Below are 16,796 nucleotides of genomic sequence, written 5' to 3'. Positions count from 1 at the left end.
TTATACTTGGATTATTTATAAAGAGATTTTTATTTATCTATCTTCTCTAATGGTTCAGATAAGAAAAAGCCTTGAGTTCGATTAATTTGAAGGCTTTTAATTTTTTTGTATACGTCTTCATTGTGAACAAACTCTGCCACAGTTAAAATATTTAATCTCTGAGCAAAATTTACAATAGTTTCAACTACAATTTGAGAATTAATGTCGTGATCAATATTTTTTATAAGAGTACCATCTATTTTAATATAATCAATTTTTAATTGAAGAAGATGCTCAAAGTTAGAATATCCCGAGCCAAAATCATCAATTGCAATTCTACAGCCAAGAGTTTTCATCTCATTTGTAAATATTGATATATCTTCATAATTTTCAATACCTTCAGACTCTAGAATTTCAAATATTATTTTTTTAGAAACATTATGTTGTTTTATTTTTTGTTTGATATATTCAACAATATCTTTATTTAAAATATCTTCAACTGATAAGTTTATTGAAAAATCACAATTAATATTTTCAAAATATTTACAACTCTTTTCAATCATGATTTTTGTCAAATTACTATACAGTCTGCTCTTTTTGGCAATTGTTAAAAATTTATATGGACCAATAACCCTATCATCTTCATCAATGAGGCGGATTAAACATTCGTAACTTGCAATCTTATCTGATGTGTTATCAAAAATCGGTTGAAAATATGGAACTATTTTATCGTCTTTAATAGCAATCTTTAGCTTTTTAACCCATTCTATATTATCTTTATATTGCTCTTCAATATTTAATTTTTCATCATAAAGTAAAAAAGATTTTTGCTGTTTTTTTGCAGATTTCAGAGCAATATCAGCTTTTTCTAAAACATTATCTATTTGATATGAACAACCTGCAGTAACTCTTATGGATAGTTCATTATTTTCATATAAAAAAATCATTTTCTCTACATCGACTACTAGTTTTTTTGAAATCTCAATAAATTCTTTAAGTAATGGTTTTTTTGTAAAGAATATAGCAAATTCATCACCGGAGAGTCTGCTAATAGTTGTGTAATGGTCTTTGTTGAACATATTACTTAATTTATAAGCAAAACTTTTTAAAATATCATCACCGGTTATTTGACCAAAAAAATCATTTATTTCTTTAAAATCATCTATATTTACAATAATAAGAGCTCCGTCATTAGTACCTATTATGTCATTTAATAGACTATGTCTGTTTGGCAAACCGGTAAGAGTGTCTATATAGAGCTGTTTACGAAGTTCTAAAGTCTTTTCGTTGACTTTGTCTTCAAGGTATTGGTTGATATTTTTTTGTTTTTTTGAATATTGTGAGATTTTTTTTTGCATATCATTTAACGCTTTGGATATTAGTCCAATCTCATTGTTTTGAAATACGTATGGGATGTCTATCTCCATATCTGGAGAGTATGTTTTTAATGATTTGGCAATTTTTCTAAGAGGTAATAATAGTTTTTTTACATATAAACTAAAGAGTGTAAAGAGTACACTAAAAGCAATAAACATTATCAATAAAATTTTAGTATATTGATTTGTAAGTTCTTTGTAGTTCTTATTTGAATAAGTTATAACTAAAGTACCAAGTTTCTTTTTATAATTTGGTTGATTAATAGTTTTTTCAATAATAAAAGACTCTTCAATATTATGCGCATACTCATTTGATTTTATTTCATTTATTACTTCATTGTTTTTTAAAACCTTGACAGCAAGTATGTTTGGATTTTCTAAAAGCTGAGTTATTACTTCATCTGTTTTATTTTTCATATCAAGGTAGATATTGAGGGCTATAAGCGGCTCTATAGTTCTAGCAACAAGGTCTGCTTTCTCCATTTCTACACTGTAAAAAGCTTTTTTATTTACTCTTTCAAATACAGTGAAAATCACTAATACACTAAGAAGTGAAATAAGCATGATTAATAGTACGATTTTACTGGAGAGAGATTTAAAATTTTTTATTTTCATGACAAAAACCTCCAGTTTCTCTAAAATATAGAATTATGCTTTGTGGAGGCTATTCTATCATATTTATTAAAAAATCGGGAGACAATTAGAGATCGTTTTTATCTATAAATCTAACCATCTGCAGTAGAGAATCAACAAAGTCAATTTTTGTTTTATTTAAATCCTCTTTATTTAAATAGAGGACTGTTGATTTTTCAAGCATCATAGAAAATAGAAGTCCTTTTTTTAAATTTTCTATATCGTATGAAAAAGCTATGACACCTTTTTCCCTCGCTATATTTGCAACTTTGTCTATATGCTCATCTGAATTTAGAGTGTAAATTGCGGAAGCTTTTGTATCACTTGATAAATCAGAAAACTCAACTAAATTTATTTGATATAGGTATTTGTCAAAATATCCATCAAAATTTTTATTTATAAATTTACTTATTTCTTGAGCTATGCTTATATCACTCTTATCGTAAGCAATTGTGTACACGATTTTTCCATCTACGAGTTTGTTTTCTATGTTTTTATCTAAGAGCATTATTTTTGGAAAAATTGAAGCTTGTGCTTTTAGTAAAATATCATTATAGCTATAGCCATAAAGCATATTTACAAAGATTAAAGATAAGAAGATTAGTTTTTTCATCTAAAACTTCTTTGTTAGAGCGATTAAAAAGTTTCTGCCTTCTTGCTCATAATCTTCTGAGTATGTCTTTGGTGGAGACGGGAATTTAACTGTAGCATCAAATATGTTTTTTAAACTAAGAGCTAGAGTATAATCATACTTTTTATTTCTATAACTAAGAGCTGAATCGAGTGTAGAGTATGCTTCTACTTTGTCACGCGTATCACCATCGACCCTTTCCTTTGCGCCAACATATTTAGCAATACCGCTTAAGGACAGGGAACTAGTAAAGTTATATATGTAGTAGCCCTTAGCTAAGTGATTAGCTACATTAGGAAGAGAGCTGCTTTTATCTTCATCTTTTATATAAGAAGTTCCACTAACATAAGAGTAGTTGATATATACTTGGTCTGATGATGAGAGATTACCTTTATACTCAAGTTCAAAACCATAAATATCTGTATCAACAACATTTCTATATGTTGGGTCGGACGCAGTGTTATATATCTGATCTTTATTTATAAGGTAGAATGCATTACTTTGTAAATATGAATCAGTAGATAGTTTTTTGATGTAAGCCAACTCAAAAGCATCTACTTTCTCAGGATCTAAATTTTTATTACCAACTCTTGCCAAATTGTTCATGGTATACATCTCTTGCCATGAAGCATCTCTGTGTGAACGGCTATATATTGCTTTAAATATATTATTACTGTTGTGTTGATATACCATCGAAACTCTAGGCTCTAAACCTGCAGTTTTATATGTGTTCTCTTCATAGTTGAAGCCATAGATAAAGCTTAGACTATTACTATATTGAAATTCATCTTGCAAAGATACAATAATAGTATTGCGCTTTGCATTTTTATCGAAAAATGGTAATGTATCAGTATAGTCAAAAAGGGCAGGGTCACCAGTTGTTCTATTTGATAGTTTTGAAGACATATCTATAGTCTCATCGTTTGTAAATCGATAACCGGCAGATATAAGATGCTTACTTAAACCTTTATACTTTAGATAAGATGATTGGTATAATTCTCTTTGTCCTGCAAAGTGTTCACTATATACACCTTGAGAAAACAGAGTTGGTCCAGATAGTATTGTATTGTCAGGAGCCAGTTTAGCTTTAGAGTCAAAAGCGTTATATTTGATACCTGCTTTTATATCAACAGCATAGTCTTTTATCTCTTTGTTATATCCAAGTTCAAGGTAGTAGTTTGGAAGTTTTACTCTGTCATCATGTTGTGGTAAAGATAGGTTGACTCCATACGCGCTTCCCTGAGTATGTTCATGTAGTCTGGCTTTAATAGAAAAATCTTTATATTGTATATTAAGACCTAGTGAATACTCTTTTAACCAAACAGGGGCATCCCCTGTTTGTGATCTTGGTATATTAACAGCACCGAGGGCTCCTTGTGATAGACCATCAGGACCGGCATACAGTTTTTTATCATCCTGCTGATAGTAAAAGTCTGTAAAGACTTTTAAGTCTTCACTTTTGAAGTTTTTCACAAATCCGCCCATCATATAGTCATATGAACCATACTTGAAAACTAGCTTATCATTGTTTTCAAAGTCTTTAAAGTCTTCAGCATATGTTACAACATGAATAGAACCTGCATACGCATTTACACCATCAGTTTTACTTCCAGGTCCTCTTGTGACTTCGATACGCTTGATCATCTCTATAGGAAATGATAGATATTCAAAATAAGCATCAAAAAATACACTATTTACCAGTACATCATCAATAAAAAGTTTTGACTGCCCATATGCAAGTGGATTTGATCCCCTAAAGACAGGTGTTTGATTGTTAAAGTTATCTGTAGCCATATCTACGCCAGGAACTAAAGCAAGAGCTTCTCTTAAGTTAGATACTCCTAACTTTTCTAACTCTTTACCTTTAAATACGGAGATTATGTATGGCTGGTAATGCTCATTTTGTTTAGTAGCAGTTGCAACTTTACTATAATGTGCCATTTCACTGGAGATAGAATCAAGCAAAGCGTCTGTTTGAGCATTTAAGCTAGTTAAGCTAATCAGAGGGAACAAAAGAAAGCTAATTTTAGGCAGCTTATTTAAAATAGTATTTTTTATGACGGTTCTCCTATCGTTTTATCAAGTTCGGGATTATCAGCAACAAGCTGTTTTGTATATAGAATACATGGATGACGCAGACCAAAATATTTATGCTTCTGTTCTTCGCCAATTGTGACGTAATTCAATTTATAAATTTTTAGTAGTCTTAAAAAGTTTGATTCTAGTGAGCCATAGGTATACTCAATATCCAATTGGATCATTTTTATATAAATCAATTTGATAAGACCGTGTATTATACATTTGGTTGTTTTTAATTTTCTATATTTAGAATCTATAAATATTCTTGACATCTCGCCAAGTTTGTCTCTTTGGAAAGAATCACTATCTGTTTTCATATAGTTTTCAGTAGGGTATCCAAGCGGAGAACTATGTATTAATCTAACAGTTGCACAAATTTCATAATTTTCATCTAAAACAGCAAAATGAACTGAATACGGGTCATACTTATCATACTCTTTTTCTTCACTTAAATTTAGATTTTGTAAATACTCAGGATATATTTCTAAAAGAATTTTGTATCTGAACTTAAATACATCTTCTAATAAGTTGCTATCTTTAACTTCTAAAAATGTGAAATTCAAGCCGCCCCTTTTTAGTACAAAATTGAACTAATTACGACAATCGTACTATATATATTAACAAAAATGGCATAAAATGACCTCCAAAAGTACACAGAAATATTAATAAGTATCAATATAACCCAGTAATAACATAGTTTATAATGTAATAAGTTTATTTTAGTTCTTTATAGTTTTTACATGCTGTTGAAATTCTGCCATCACAAGCTTTTTTAAACAGCTGTTTAGCTTTTATTTTATTTTGTTTTACCCCATTTCCTTCTAGGTATAATACGCCTAGATTATAGCAACCATAGTTTAGTCCTCCATCACAAGCTTTTTGGAACATTTCTTTAGCTTGAATATACTCTTTTTGACCCTTAACGTACATATTACCAAGCTCATAACATGCAGACATATTGTCAGTTGTACATGATTTTATGAAATATTCTTTTGACTTTTGGAAATTTTGGGTTACCACCTGTCCATCTTTATATATATTTCCAAGGTTGTAGCAAGATTCAGAATTTCCAGCATTACAAGCTTTATCATAGAAATCTATCCCAAGTTTATAATCTTGTTTAACCCCATAACCACGTAAATACATTATGGCTATATTGTAGCAGCTGCTGTCAACGCCTTTTTTACAAGACTTAGAGAATGATTTCATAGCTTTTTGATAATCCTGCTTTACATTTTTACCGCTATATAGCATTAGACCTAAGTTATGACAAGATTTTATATCACCGGCATTACAAGCTTCATCCCAGAGAACCATTGCATCTTCATAGTTTTTTTCATTGTATTCATAGATGCCCGCAGCAAAGTCAGCATATAGATTTATACTGCATAATAAAATTATCCCCACTATTAACTTTTTCATAATTTTCTCCTCTGTATATCAAATATAGCAACACACATAAATAATTATAACGAAAAATAACTTGAAAGAAAAAGTGATATAAACGTGATTTTAGTATATAAATTGTAAAATAAGGAATAATAATAAAACAACTTAAGGTGATTATATATTGGATTCTTTTAAAAAATTATTACTAGTTATTAGTTTTACACTCTCTTTATACGCGTCAGATAAAACTTCTGTATTTATTTTACATTCATATTCACAAGAATATGCTTGGACGAAAAAACAGCACAATTCATTTGTAGAAACTCTAAATAACTCTACTGAAAAATTTGAATTTTCGAGCGAATATTTAGATACAAAAAGATTAAAATTTACAGATGAGTATCAAGAGTATTTTCTTGAGTATTTAAAGATGAAGTATGCTGAAATAAATCCAGATTTGATATACGTTACGGATGATAATGCCCTTAATTTTATTTTTTCTAATTATAAAAAAATATTTCATAAGCAAATACCAATATTCTTTTCTGGAGTAAATAATTTAGATATGCAAAAAATCTTGCCAAAAGATGTATTTGTAGGGATTTATGAATTAAAAGATATAGAACCAAATATAGCGCTGATAAAACAGTTTTCTCCGCAAACCAGAGATATATATTTTATAGGAGACAACTCAAATACTTATGCTTCTATAAAAAAAGAACTTGAATCTAAGCAAAGTGAATTTGCTAATATTAATTTTCATTATTTAAGCGATGAGTATATTTCTAAAATTAAAAGTCAACTTCCGACTAAGCCGAGAAGTTTTGTTATTTTAACAACAATAGGAAATTTTAAAGATAGTAAAAATATTACACTTTTACCAAGAGAGTCTATTGATATTATTAGAGAAAATAAAAACTTAATCATACTGAGCATGGAAGACTCATATATGTATGATGGTGTTGTTGGTGGTTATGTTACAAGTGGTTCTTCGCAAGGTGGCGGGGCAGCAAAATTAGTTTTACAATATTTGGAAAAAGGTTCTTTAGAAGGTTTAGAATCTATAGATAAAGATTCTAATGAGTATTTTTTTAATTTAAAAGAGTTAAGTAACTCAAGAGTTATACTATCGGAGTATATCGCAAGAAATTCCACTTTGATTGATAATGATAATTCCATTGAAGGTGAAAAGTCGATGTTTTTAAATATCTTTACAATTGTTTTCATAGTTTTGTTCTTTGGAGTTGTCACAATGTACGCAATTGAGAAAAAAAAGTATAAACACCAAGCTAAGAAAATATCAAAACTGGAATATCTAAAATCAAAACTATATGCAAAAGATCAGTTTATCAATAAACATCTCTCCCCTCTTTTTGATTTGGCGTATTGGAGACTTGAAACTGATAAAGAAAAACTATTTGTTTCAAAAGAGTTACTAGCTAATTTTGTTGGTTGAGAGTGATATATATAAAGATGATCCCAATGTTCTAACATATTTTATACACTCAAATGATAAAAAACTTTTTGATGAGTGCGTGCAAGTAAAAAATCTAAAAAATCTATAACATTTAAGCATAGATTTATTACGTCAAATAAAGCTACTTGAATGTTGCACATAAAGTTTATACTGAGTATATTAATCATTCACGTCTTTAATAATTGGAATAGTAAAAATTGAAAAATAAAAAATATAAAATAGTTACGATTGTTCTGCTCTCAATCTTCTTTTTGATGGTTCCGTTTATACAATCTTTTATCTTTGTCTCAAATACTAAAGGCAAAATTGAAATAAATAAAGAGCTAGAAGCCAGCTATGTAAAAAGTGACAGAAAATTTATCTTACTTTTTTTTGGTTATGTTGGATGTGTAGACGTATGTACTCCTTTGTTGGAAAAATTAAATACTATGCATGAGTCTAAAGAGTTTGAAGCAGTTAAAGAAGATGTGGAAGTGATGTTTGTAAATCTTACACCTGAAGTAGAAAAGCATCAACCTGATAATTTTGCAAAAGTTTTTAACAAGGACTTTAAAGGTGTATATCTATCAAGAAAAGAGACACTGAGTATAGATAGGACTTTCGGACTTTTTTTCTCAAGAAGCCTCTCGGATAAGACAGAACTAGATCACACTGATTTTCTATATTTGATAGAAAACGCTTCGAATAGACAAGTCCTGAAAAATATCTACTCCGTGCATCCATTTAACAAGGAAAAAATCACTGAAGATATAAAACAATTAAAAGTAAGAAAAACCGAGGATTTAAAATGAACACAGTAATGAATTACATATTTACATATCCGAGAATACCGTTTTTTGCAAAGGGTAGTTTTAAACTGCTAAATATACAAGCAGATAAGGTGATGATTGGATTACTTGTTCTCCAGTGGTTTATTGCTACATTTATTACCTCAATACTTTATGATACTTATTATTATGGATTTTTTGGCGGGGCTTTAATTGTTATTCCTATTCTTATTTTATATCCATTTTTAAAGGGTGATAATTTTTATAGATATTTTATAGCTATAGCACTAATGCTCTTTTCAGTTATTTTTATTCAGCAGTATTTAGGTCGAATAGAGATGCACTTTCATGTATTTATAACTATGGCTATACTAACACTGTATAAGGATATTTTTCCTCTATTGGCTGCAGCTTTAACGACTACCATACACCATATTGTGTTTAATTATCTTCAGCTATATGAGGTTTCTCTCTTTGATATGCCTGTAATGGTTTTTAACTATGGTTGTGGCTTTGATATTGTTTTATTGCATGCAATCTTTGTTGTGAGTGAATTCTTAGTTTTGGGCTATCTTATAAGACTTCAAAGAGAACATAATATTGACCTGAATATTGCGAGAAACAAAGTGTTTGAGTTAAATAAAGAGCTAAAACACACTTCACTTCATGATTCTTTGACCGGTCTTCCAAACAGACTCTACTTAAATGAGCAGATAGAAAAAGTAAAGCATTATGCTGATGAGAACTCTAAAAAATTTGCGATTATTTTCTTAGATTTAGATCATTTTAAAAATATTAACGACACGCTTGGACATGACATTGGAGATGCCCTTTTGCAGACTGTGGCAAATATTCTAAGAAATGGTGTCAACAAGAATGATTTGATTACAAGAATAGGTGGAGATGAGTTTATTATTGTGATCTCAGATTTTGACAGTGATGATGAGCTGTTGCCAATAATTACTAACCTGCTTAGAGAGTTTAGAAAAGAGTTGCTTATCAAAGGTTACTCTTTAAGGCTTTCTGCAAGTATAGGGATTTCAATCTTTCCAGATGATTCATCAAGTATTCGAGAGCTTATGAAGTATGCAGATATAGCTATGTACAATGCTAAAGCAGATGGACGAGATAACTTTAGCTTTTTTACGCAGTCTTTAAATACCAAGATACATAATGAAGTTGACATAATAAATGATATGCAAAGAGCATTTTATGATAATGAGTTTAAACTCTACTATCAACCAAAAGTAGATGCTAAGAGTAAAAAAATTGTTGGCGCAGAAGCATTGCTTAGATGGATTCATCATGAAAAAGGGCTTATAGGACCAGATGTTTTTATCCCTATTTCAGAGAGTACAGGTTTTATGTTGAGTCTTGGTAAGTTTGTTATACAAGAGAGCAGTCTGGCTATTAGACGATTTAGTGATTTAGGCTATAATGGTTTAAAAGTCTCGATTAACATATCAACAAGACAGTTTCAAAATACAGACCTCTATCAAGACCTAAAAGAAGAATTATCAAAGAATGATGTTGACCCAAAACAACTTGGTATAGAGATAACAGAGAGTATAATGATGCAGCATATTAAGAAAACTCTCACAACCTTACAAGAGATAAAAAATCTTGGTGTTTCCATATATATAGATGATTTCGGAACTGGCTATTCATCACTCTCTTATCTTAAGAAGTTTCCAATAGACACGCTAAAAATAGATAAGAGTTTTGTTGATGACATATCTGAAGTGGGAAATAATGATGAGATACTTCTCAATACTATTTTGGCTATGGGAAAAAGTCTAGGTCTTGATGTTGTAGCTGAAGGGGTTGAACATGAATACCAATACAGCTATTTAAAAGAGCATGGCTGTGAGATTATTCAAGGGTATTACTTTGCAAAACCAATGCCAGAAGAAGAGTTTATAAAACTGCTTCACGAAGAGCATCTCTAGAAGCTTTATCGACTAGAGTGAAAATATTGTCTATCATGTCTTTATCTTTATGCTTTTTGTGACCTTTGACTTTTATAAGGTCACAATCAGCAGTGTCTGTAATTTTAAAAAACTCTTTATATAGTTCATGATTCTTTATCAGTTTGTTTTTACTAGTCAGATAGTTATTTTTCTCAAATCTCTCTCGTCTGTCATTTAAGCCTATGATATTTTGACAATCTGTAAATATAATAATCTTATTGTTTTGCAAGGGAATGTCATTTAAAGCCCAAAGTAAAGTTTCAAGCTCGAGTTTTGTTGAGCTTGTATTTTCAAATTTTCTACTCTTTACATCATCTTTAGAGAACATTGCAGAAGAAATTTTCTCTTCGTCTAGAAGTATGTATGCCCCAAAGCCAATTTTTGCTTGAGGATTTACACTTGCATCTGTAAACAGGTAGAGAGTAGGTTTATGACTTGTTGTCTGCATCTAGCTAGATATTTCATTAGTTTTAATTGGTTTTGTCAAAAGATAGCCACCTATTAAAATAGGAATTATTCCAAGCATCTGACGAATCTCAGGTATTTCATCTAAATATATATATGCAAAAAAAAGTGTCATAGGTGGAACTATCGCAGTCATAGCACTAATCTTGGTTATAGATGTACGATGCAGGGCCTCCATCCATAAAATTTTTGAGATGCCAAAAACTAATAATCCTATAAGAAGAAAATATGGTAGAGCTTTTTGTGCGCCATCCAGAGTAATCTCAGGTTCTACAATCCATGCTAAAAGAGTTATGAATGGAAGTGCAATGATCGTTCTAAATCCTAAAATAGTCTCAGATGAGCAAAAAATTCTGGCTCTTTTTGAGTATAGGTTAGCTATGGGTGCGATTGCTGCTCCTATTAGGATTATAAAATCACCTTTATTCAAAGTAAAATCATCAGGAGTAAGTGTTATTATCGCCCCAACTCCCATAATAAAAGCGCCAGCACTGTGAATAAAATACATTTTATCTTTTCCAAACACATTGAAGTATATGTAGGAGAAAAAGAGTTGGGTAAATATAATAACGGACATATTACCAGCTGTAGTGAACTGCATACCTATGAACACAAGCGCAAAGAGTGTTGTAATCCAAAAACTCGTAAGTAGCAGGTCTTTGTAAGCTTCTCTGTTTTTAAGTTCTTGAAAAAGATTTTTCTTTAGCATTATGAGTATGAAAAAGAATAGTGATACAAATAGAGAAAAAGCGTAAGTGTGAAGAGCGCCTATATATGAAATGGCTACGATGGAAAGTATAGGAAACCAACTCTCCAAAATGGAGAGTCCTATCATAAAAAGTTCGCCTTCGCGCTCTTTTGTCATATATTTTTTAAATACTCACTCATAAAGCGCACACCAGCTCCAGTTCCACCGTAAACATTACAATCCCATGGAGTCTCAGTATATGCTGAACCTGCTATATCAAAGTGCATCCATTTGTTCTTATTCTCGTCTCTGATGAATTTATCTAAAAATAGACCGGCTGTAATAGCCCCGCCATAAGGCTTAGAAGATACATTAGAGATATCTGCAATTTCACTTTTTAGAAGTTTTTTAAGGTGTCTGTTAAATGGAAGTGAACCAGTTAGCTCCCCTGATGCACTAGCAGCTTTTGACATGTCATGTTTTAGTTTATGTGAATGTCCCATAACTCCAGTCGTGTATTGACCAAGTGCAACTACACAAGCACCGGTAAGAGTAGCAAAGTCGAAGATAGCATCTGCTTTTACAGCATCTTGAGCATAGTCTAAAACGTCACAAAGCACTAAACGACCTTCGGCATCTGTGTTTCTAACTTCAATAGTTGTTCCACTGCGAGAAACTAATACATCATCAGGCTTGTAAGCATTTCCACCAACCATATTCTCAACCGCACCAATAAATGCATGGATTTCAACATCCAGTTTTAACTCACTAGCTGCTTTGATAATTCCTAAAACAGCACAAGCACCGGCTTTATCCATTTTCATAGTTACCATATTTAGAGCAGGTTTTAGACTTAGTCCACCGCTATCGTAAGTTAGACCCTTACCAACAAGTGAGATGATTTTTTTAGGATTGGCTGGCTTATATGCTAAGTGGATAAGTTGACTCTCATGGATGGAAGCACGACCAACCGCTAGCATAGCATTCATGTTTTGAGCTTTTAGTTCAAGCTCTGCAAGAATATTGCATTCTAGTGAGTTAGTGTCTGCCAGCTTTTTAGCCAGTATAGCAAAAGTCTCAGGGTTTAACTCTTGTGGAGCTTTGTTTACAATGTCACGAGTGTAACATGTAGCATTAGCAATGATAATTGCTTCATCAAAAGTCTTTTTTAGTTCTTCAAAATCAAGTTCGTTAGATGCAAGTGAAATATTTTTTAGAGCTATCTCTTTTGGCTTGGATTTATATTCATTAAACTCATATCCACCAAGGACAACACCTTCAACCATCGCAGCAAGAGAGCTGTTTTTTAAAACACTAAATACTGCACTTTCATAGTTTGAAGACTTAAGTGCTTTAATCATACTTACCGTTGCACTTCTTATATCGTCACTTTTTTTACTATCAGTTCCACAAAAAAGAAGACCTTTTTCATGTAAAAAACAAATAGAATCTTGCTCTGCTTTGAAACCTGCTTGGTTTAAAACTCTTATCTCTGTATGTTCTGCTAACGCATCTGGAGTTAAAAACTCTACTGTGATATCTGCTTTGATATCAGAAATATTTTTGTTTAATAGTTGAATGTTCATAAAGTATCCATGTTGTTAAATTATTTTGCAAGATAGTATCTAAAAGAGTATAAAATAGAGTTTATTTATATGATGTAAAACAATGTCATAAAGAAATGGAAAATACTTCCTCCAAGCACAAAGAGATGCCAGATGGCGTGATAAAAATTCTTGTGATCATTTATGTAGAAAAATACTCCCAAGGTATAAGAAAGACCGCCGGCAATAAGAAGGTAAATACCTCCACTTTCCATAGACTCGCTAAGAGGTTTCATTGCTACTACAATACTCCAACCCATGATTAGATATAAAAAAAGAGATAGTTTTTCAAAACGATTTGGATACATAAACTTCATGTAGATGCCAAAAAAAGCAGTTGCCCAAATAGCAGATGCAATGGAGTATCCCCATGGCCCAGCAAGAGAAACAAGAGTAATAGGCGTGTAACTCCCAGCTATGAGAAAATATATAGATGCGTGGTCAAATTTTTGAAACAACTCTTTGATTTCTTGATGTGTAATAGCATGATATAGAGTAGAAGAGCCATACATAAAGATAAGGGTTGTCCCAAATATTGCACTGCTTATAATAGCCATTGCTGAACCGTTAATACTTGCAAATGCAACTAATATAGCAAGTCCAGCTATGCTTAACGCTAAGCCAAGTCCATGAGAGATAGCGTGCCAAATTTCTTCAAGAAGTGAGAAGTTATTTATATTTACCGTCCTTTACATCAGCTTTTATCTCTTGGAGTTTTTCTTCTAAGATGCTAACTAATATCTCAGAAGCATCTTGGTCGTCAGGTTCCGGTACATTCCAGTCAACAATTTTTAGGTTTGATTTAAACAGAGATTCCAGATCATTTCTTATCTCTTCTTTTCTAGCGTGCAAATCTTTTTGCACAGCAGTTGTTGGTATGATTTTTTCTTTGTTTAGCCAGATGTATGCTTCGTCTAGAGATTTGAAGAACTTAACGTCTCCACTCATAAACCAGCTTCCTATCTTTACTCCATACTCTTCCCATGCAGTAGTTCCTACAAATGCTATTTTAGTAAAAACATTTCTAAACTCGATGCCAAATATGAAGTCATCCCAAGCGGCTTTCATCTCCCAGCCACTAAACTCGGTAGCATCCATAAGAACCCTGACATCGGGATCTTTTACTCCATCTATAGCACTTCTTAGCATGGGAACCATTCTCTCATAATCTTCATGAGTTAGGGTTCCGTTTATTTTAACTTTCATAAAAAAGAATTTATTTACTCTACTAATACCTATGGAAATACCATGTTCTATTGTGCTCATTGCATACTCCTCTGAATAGTTTATATTTATATTGTACCTAAAGAGTGTGTTTAAAATGTGAAGATTCAATCACTATGATATAATTAAAACTGATTAAGTAAAGGAAAGAAACTAATGATACCTTTTAACTATCTAGGATACTTTTTTAAACATTTTGGTTCTGTCATATATCCAAAAGAGGTACTTGATGAACTATGCATATTTTTAGAACAATTAAAGGGTGAAGAATCTGTGCTTGATGTCGGGGCAGGAACAGGTGTCATGAGTGAGTTCGCTCATAGATGCAACTCTAATCTGAAATATGTAGCAGTTGATCCAGCAGAAGGAATGTTAAAGTATGCACCAAACTACGCACAAGTGCATGTAGGGATGGCTGAAGCACTTCCATTTGAAGATGATAATTTTGAAGCCGTACTTATGGGCGAGTCACTGCATCACTTCAATGATCCAGATGTAGCTATGAAGGAAGTAGTGCGAGTGTTAAAGAAAGATGGAAAACTGTTTATCTATGATTTTGACTTTGGCACGTTTAGAGGAAAAGCAATATGTACTATGGAAAAACTACTGGGTGAACCGGGACATTTTTACGAAGTAGATGCTCTGAAAAAGATGTTAGAAAGTCACGGTTTTAAAGTAGAGATAAGCAAACATAAATGGCGCTATACAGTTAGTGCTAGCTTATAAATATCCACCCAAAAAGAGGATGGATTTTAATCGAAGTGAAGTATGTCTTTAGCTTGAATCATATCTTTGTCACCGCGACCTGAAAGGTTTACGATGATTACTTTGTCTTTTATGTTTTTCATCTTTTTAAGATATGCAACTGCATGAGCACTCTCAAATGCTGGGATGATACCTTCTTTTTGTGATAACCATACAAATGCATCTAGAGCTTCTTGGTCTGTTGCATTGTCATAAGTTACAGATTTATTATCATTGTGAAAAGAGTGTTCAGGACCTATTCCAGGGTAGTCCAGTCCGGCTGAGATAGAGTGAGCTTCTATTATCTGTCCATCTTCATCTTGAAGTGTGTAGCTCATTTGACCGTGCAGAACACCTGGGCGACCCTTTTTAAGAGAACATCCATGTTTGTCTGTATCGATGCCAAGTCCACCGGCTTCAATACCGATACACTCAACTTCCGCATCTTCTAAAAAGTGCTGAAACATTCCTATAGCGTTTGAACCGCCACCGATACATGCTATTACGTGGTCAGGTAGTCTTCCTTCTTTTTCTAAAATCTGTGCTCTTGCTTCGAAGCCTATGATAGCTTGAAAATCTCTAACCATCATTGGATATGGATGCGGACCTGCAACAGTTCCTATGATGTAGAAGGTATCTCTAGCATTTGTTACCCAGTGGCGGATAGCTTCATTCATAGCATCTTTTAGTGTACGTGAACCACTCTCAACAGCGTTCACCTTAGCACCTAGAAGTTTCATACGAAATACATTGAGCTCTTGTCTCTCAGTATCTTTAGCACCCATGAAAATCTCACACTCTAAACCTAGGAGTGCACAGATGGTCGCTGTTGCAACACCATGTTGTCCCGCACCAGTCTCAGCGATTATTTTTTTATAACCAAGTCTCTTAGCCATTAAACCCTGGGCAATAACATTGTTTACTTTGTGCGCACCAGTATGGTTTAGATCTTCACGTTTTAAGTAGACTTTAGCTCCAAGCTCTTTAGAAATATTTTCAGCATAGTAGAGTGGAGAAGGGCGACCAACATAGTCAGTCAAATAGTAGTGAACTTCTTTCCAAAACTCTTTGTCAAAACGAATCGCTTCGTACTCTTCCTTTAGTTGCAGCAGTGCAGGCATAAGTGTTTCAGGAACATAACGTCCACCGAAGATGCCGAAGTGTCCATTCTCATCCGGGTCAAATTTAGAAGCTGAGGGAATATACATTAATTAACCTCTATAAGAGAATAAACAGTTGTTTTCTCTTCTAATTTTTTGATGCCGTCCAGGAAGCTAAGTCCGATAATAAAACAAGCTTCAACACACGTAGCACCAGTTTGGTTTACAAGTGTAGCAGCAGCATTTGCAGTTCCGCCTGTAGCTATAAGATCATCTATAACTAGAACTTTTGCATTAGGGACAGCACTGAATGCATCTATGTGTACTTCAACTTCATCAACACCATACTCAAGTGAGTATTTTTCACTGATAGTCGTATATGGGAGTTTTCCTTTTTTACGAATAGGAACGAAACCAAGACCTAGCATCTGAGCAAGAGCTGCACCGAAGATAAAACCTCTGGCATCTATACCGGCTATAAAGTCTAGGTTATACTCTTTGTATCTTTGATATAGGTGATTCATAAGTACGCCGTAAGCTTTATGATCGTTTAGTAGCGTTGTGATATCTTTAAAAACTATTCCAGGTTTAGGGAAATCTTTGATATCCCTAATTGATGCTTCTATTATTTTTCTTTCTGTTTTGCTTAATGTCATGCCATTTCCCCTTT

16 protein-coding genes are annotated in these 16,796 nt (G+C 32.5%); 4 read left to right on the top strand and 12 right to left on the bottom strand.

Annotated elements, in window-relative coordinates; all coding sequences use genetic code 11:
• Positions 1–29: 29 nt before the first annotated feature.
• The 5 genes from SMGD1_RS13895 to SMGD1_RS13875 form a co-directional block, all read right to left on the bottom strand.
• Complete coding sequence (locus SMGD1_RS13895) at positions 30–1,970, bottom strand: EAL domain-containing protein (protein WP_008337364.1); 1,941 nt, start codon at positions 1,968–1,970, stop codon at positions 30–32.
• An 85-nt stretch (positions 1,971–2,055) separates the two neighbouring features.
• Complete coding sequence (locus SMGD1_RS13890) at positions 2,056–2,601, bottom strand: hypothetical protein (protein ID WP_008341592.1); 546 nt, start codon at positions 2,599–2,601, stop codon at positions 2,056–2,058.
• Positions 2,602–4,560, bottom strand: a complete 1,959-nt coding sequence (locus SMGD1_RS13885) for a TonB-dependent receptor plug domain-containing protein (protein WP_241761499.1) — start codon at positions 4,558–4,560, stop codon at positions 2,602–2,604.
• Positions 4,561–4,673: 113 nt separating this feature from the next.
• Positions 4,674–5,261 (bottom strand): GNAT family N-acyltransferase, encoded by a 588-nt coding sequence (locus SMGD1_RS13880; RefSeq protein WP_008337591.1) that lies wholly within the window; start codon positions 5,259–5,261, stop codon positions 4,674–4,676.
• A 151-nt stretch (positions 5,262–5,412) separates the two neighbouring features.
• Positions 5,413–6,120: a tetratricopeptide repeat protein gene (locus SMGD1_RS13875; RefSeq protein WP_008337296.1), complete on the bottom strand. Its 708-nt coding sequence runs from the start codon at positions 6,118–6,120 to the stop codon at positions 5,413–5,415.
• Positions 6,121–6,268: 148 nt separating this feature from the next.
• Here SMGD1_RS13875 and SMGD1_RS13870 point away from each other — a divergent pair, with 148 nt between their 5' ends.
• From SMGD1_RS13870 to SMGD1_RS13860, 3 genes are all read left to right on the top strand, one after another.
• Entirely contained in the window at positions 6,269–7,543 is a 1,275-nt protein-coding gene (locus tag SMGD1_RS13870) for an ABC transporter substrate-binding protein (protein WP_008337277.1), read from the top strand.
• A 218-nt stretch (positions 7,544–7,761) separates the two neighbouring features.
• Complete coding sequence (locus tag SMGD1_RS13865; protein ID WP_008337396.1) at positions 7,762–8,355, top strand: SCO family protein; 594 nt, start codon at positions 7,762–7,764, stop codon at positions 8,353–8,355.
• On the top strand, positions 8,352–10,280 hold the full coding sequence (locus tag SMGD1_RS13860) for a putative bifunctional diguanylate cyclase/phosphodiesterase (protein ID WP_008337378.1): 1,929 nt from the start codon (positions 8,352–8,354) through the stop codon (positions 10,278–10,280). Before SMGD1_RS13865 ends, SMGD1_RS13860 begins: the two co-directional genes overlap by 4 nt.
• On the opposite strand, the gene SMGD1_RS13855 is transcribed toward SMGD1_RS13860, so the two are convergent.
• The 5 genes from SMGD1_RS13855 to SMGD1_RS13835 form a co-directional block, all read right to left on the bottom strand.
• A complete protein-coding gene (locus tag SMGD1_RS13855) occupies positions 10,249–10,749 on the bottom strand; it encodes an RNase H family protein (RefSeq protein WP_008341586.1) in 501 nt (166 codons plus the stop codon). The genes SMGD1_RS13860 and SMGD1_RS13855 overlap by 32 nt on opposite strands.
• Positions 10,750–11,631, bottom strand: a complete 882-nt coding sequence (locus tag SMGD1_RS13850) for a DMT family transporter (RefSeq protein WP_008337451.1) — start codon at positions 11,629–11,631, stop codon at positions 10,750–10,752.
• On the bottom strand, positions 11,628–13,040 hold the full coding sequence (locus tag SMGD1_RS13845; protein ID WP_008337222.1) for a leucyl aminopeptidase: 1,413 nt from the start codon (positions 13,038–13,040) through the stop codon (positions 11,628–11,630). Before SMGD1_RS13845 ends, SMGD1_RS13850 begins: the two co-directional genes overlap by 4 nt.
• Before the next feature lie 65 nt (positions 13,041–13,105).
• On the bottom strand, positions 13,106–13,735 hold the full coding sequence (gene trhA, locus SMGD1_RS13840) for a PAQR family membrane homeostasis protein TrhA (RefSeq protein WP_039920055.1): 630 nt from the start codon (positions 13,733–13,735) through the stop codon (positions 13,106–13,108).
• Positions 13,728–14,324, bottom strand: coding sequence for a SpoIIAA family protein (locus SMGD1_RS13835; RefSeq protein ID WP_008337178.1), 597 nt, complete (start codon positions 14,322–14,324; stop codon positions 13,728–13,730). Before SMGD1_RS13835 ends, trhA begins: the two co-directional genes overlap by 8 nt.
• A gap of 114 nt (positions 14,325–14,438) precedes the next feature.
• Here SMGD1_RS13835 and SMGD1_RS13830 point away from each other — a divergent pair, with 114 nt between their 5' ends.
• Positions 14,439–15,008, top strand: a complete 570-nt coding sequence (locus SMGD1_RS13830) for a class I SAM-dependent methyltransferase (RefSeq protein WP_008337544.1) — start codon at positions 14,439–14,441, stop codon at positions 15,006–15,008.
• 26 nt (positions 15,009–15,034) lie between these two features.
• Here SMGD1_RS13830 and trpB read toward each other — a convergent pair whose 3' ends face one another.
• Positions 15,035–16,234: a tryptophan synthase subunit beta gene (trpB, locus tag SMGD1_RS13825; protein WP_008337091.1), complete on the bottom strand. Its 1,200-nt coding sequence runs from the start codon at positions 16,232–16,234 to the stop codon at positions 15,035–15,037.
• Positions 16,234–16,782, bottom strand: coding sequence for an adenine phosphoribosyltransferase (locus tag SMGD1_RS13820; RefSeq protein ID WP_008337273.1), 549 nt, complete (start codon positions 16,780–16,782; stop codon positions 16,234–16,236). Before SMGD1_RS13820 ends, trpB begins: the two co-directional genes overlap by 1 nt.
• Positions 16,783–16,796 lie beyond the last annotated feature (14 nt).

Source organism: Sulfurimonas gotlandica GD1 (genome assembly GCF_000242915.1).
In the GTDB taxonomy this organism is placed as follows: Bacteria; Campylobacterota; Campylobacteria; order Campylobacterales; family Sulfurimonadaceae; genus Sulfurimonas; species Sulfurimonas gotlandica.
The sequence above is the reverse complement of the archived record's forward strand: the minus strand, read 5'-3'. Positions and strand labels throughout refer to the sequence as shown.

Excerpts from the sequence above, each read along its gene's own strand:
- SMGD1_RS13875 (WP_008337296.1), bottom strand. The coding sequence starts at position 6,120 with ATGAAAAAGTTAATAGTGGGGATAATTTTATTATGCAGTATAAATCTA.
- SMGD1_RS13835 (WP_008337178.1), bottom strand. The coding sequence starts at position 14,324 with ATGAGCACAATAGAACATGGTATTTCCATAGGTATTAGTAGAGTAAAT.
- trpB (WP_008337091.1), bottom strand. The coding sequence starts at position 16,234 with ATGTATATTCCCTCAGCTTCTAAATTTGACCCGGATGAGAATGGACAC.
- SMGD1_RS13850 (WP_008337451.1), bottom strand. The coding sequence starts at position 11,631 with ATGACAAAAGAGCGCGAAGGCGAACTTTTTATGATAGGACTCTCCATT.
- SMGD1_RS13820 (WP_008337273.1), bottom strand. The coding sequence starts at position 16,782 with ATGACATTAAGCAAAACAGAAAGAAAAATAATAGAAGCATCAATTAGG.
- SMGD1_RS13855 (WP_008341586.1), bottom strand. The coding sequence starts at position 10,749 with ATGCAGACAACAAGTCATAAACCTACTCTCTACCTGTTTACAGATGCA.
- SMGD1_RS13890 (WP_008341592.1), bottom strand. The coding sequence starts at position 2,601 with ATGAAAAAACTAATCTTCTTATCTTTAATCTTTGTAAATATGCTTTAT.
- SMGD1_RS13830 (WP_008337544.1), top strand. The coding sequence starts at position 14,439 with ATGATACCTTTTAACTATCTAGGATACTTTTTTAAACATTTTGGTTCT.
- SMGD1_RS13885 (WP_241761499.1), bottom strand. The coding sequence starts at position 4,560 with ATGGCACATTATAGTAAAGTTGCAACTGCTACTAAACAAAATGAGCAT.
- SMGD1_RS13845 (WP_008337222.1), bottom strand. The coding sequence starts at position 13,040 with ATGAACATTCAACTATTAAACAAAAATATTTCTGATATCAAAGCAGAT.
- SMGD1_RS13860 (WP_008337378.1), top strand. The coding sequence starts at position 8,352 with ATGAACACAGTAATGAATTACATATTTACATATCCGAGAATACCGTTT.
- SMGD1_RS13895 (WP_008337364.1), bottom strand. The coding sequence starts at position 1,970 with ATGAAAATAAAAAATTTTAAATCTCTCTCCAGTAAAATCGTACTATTA.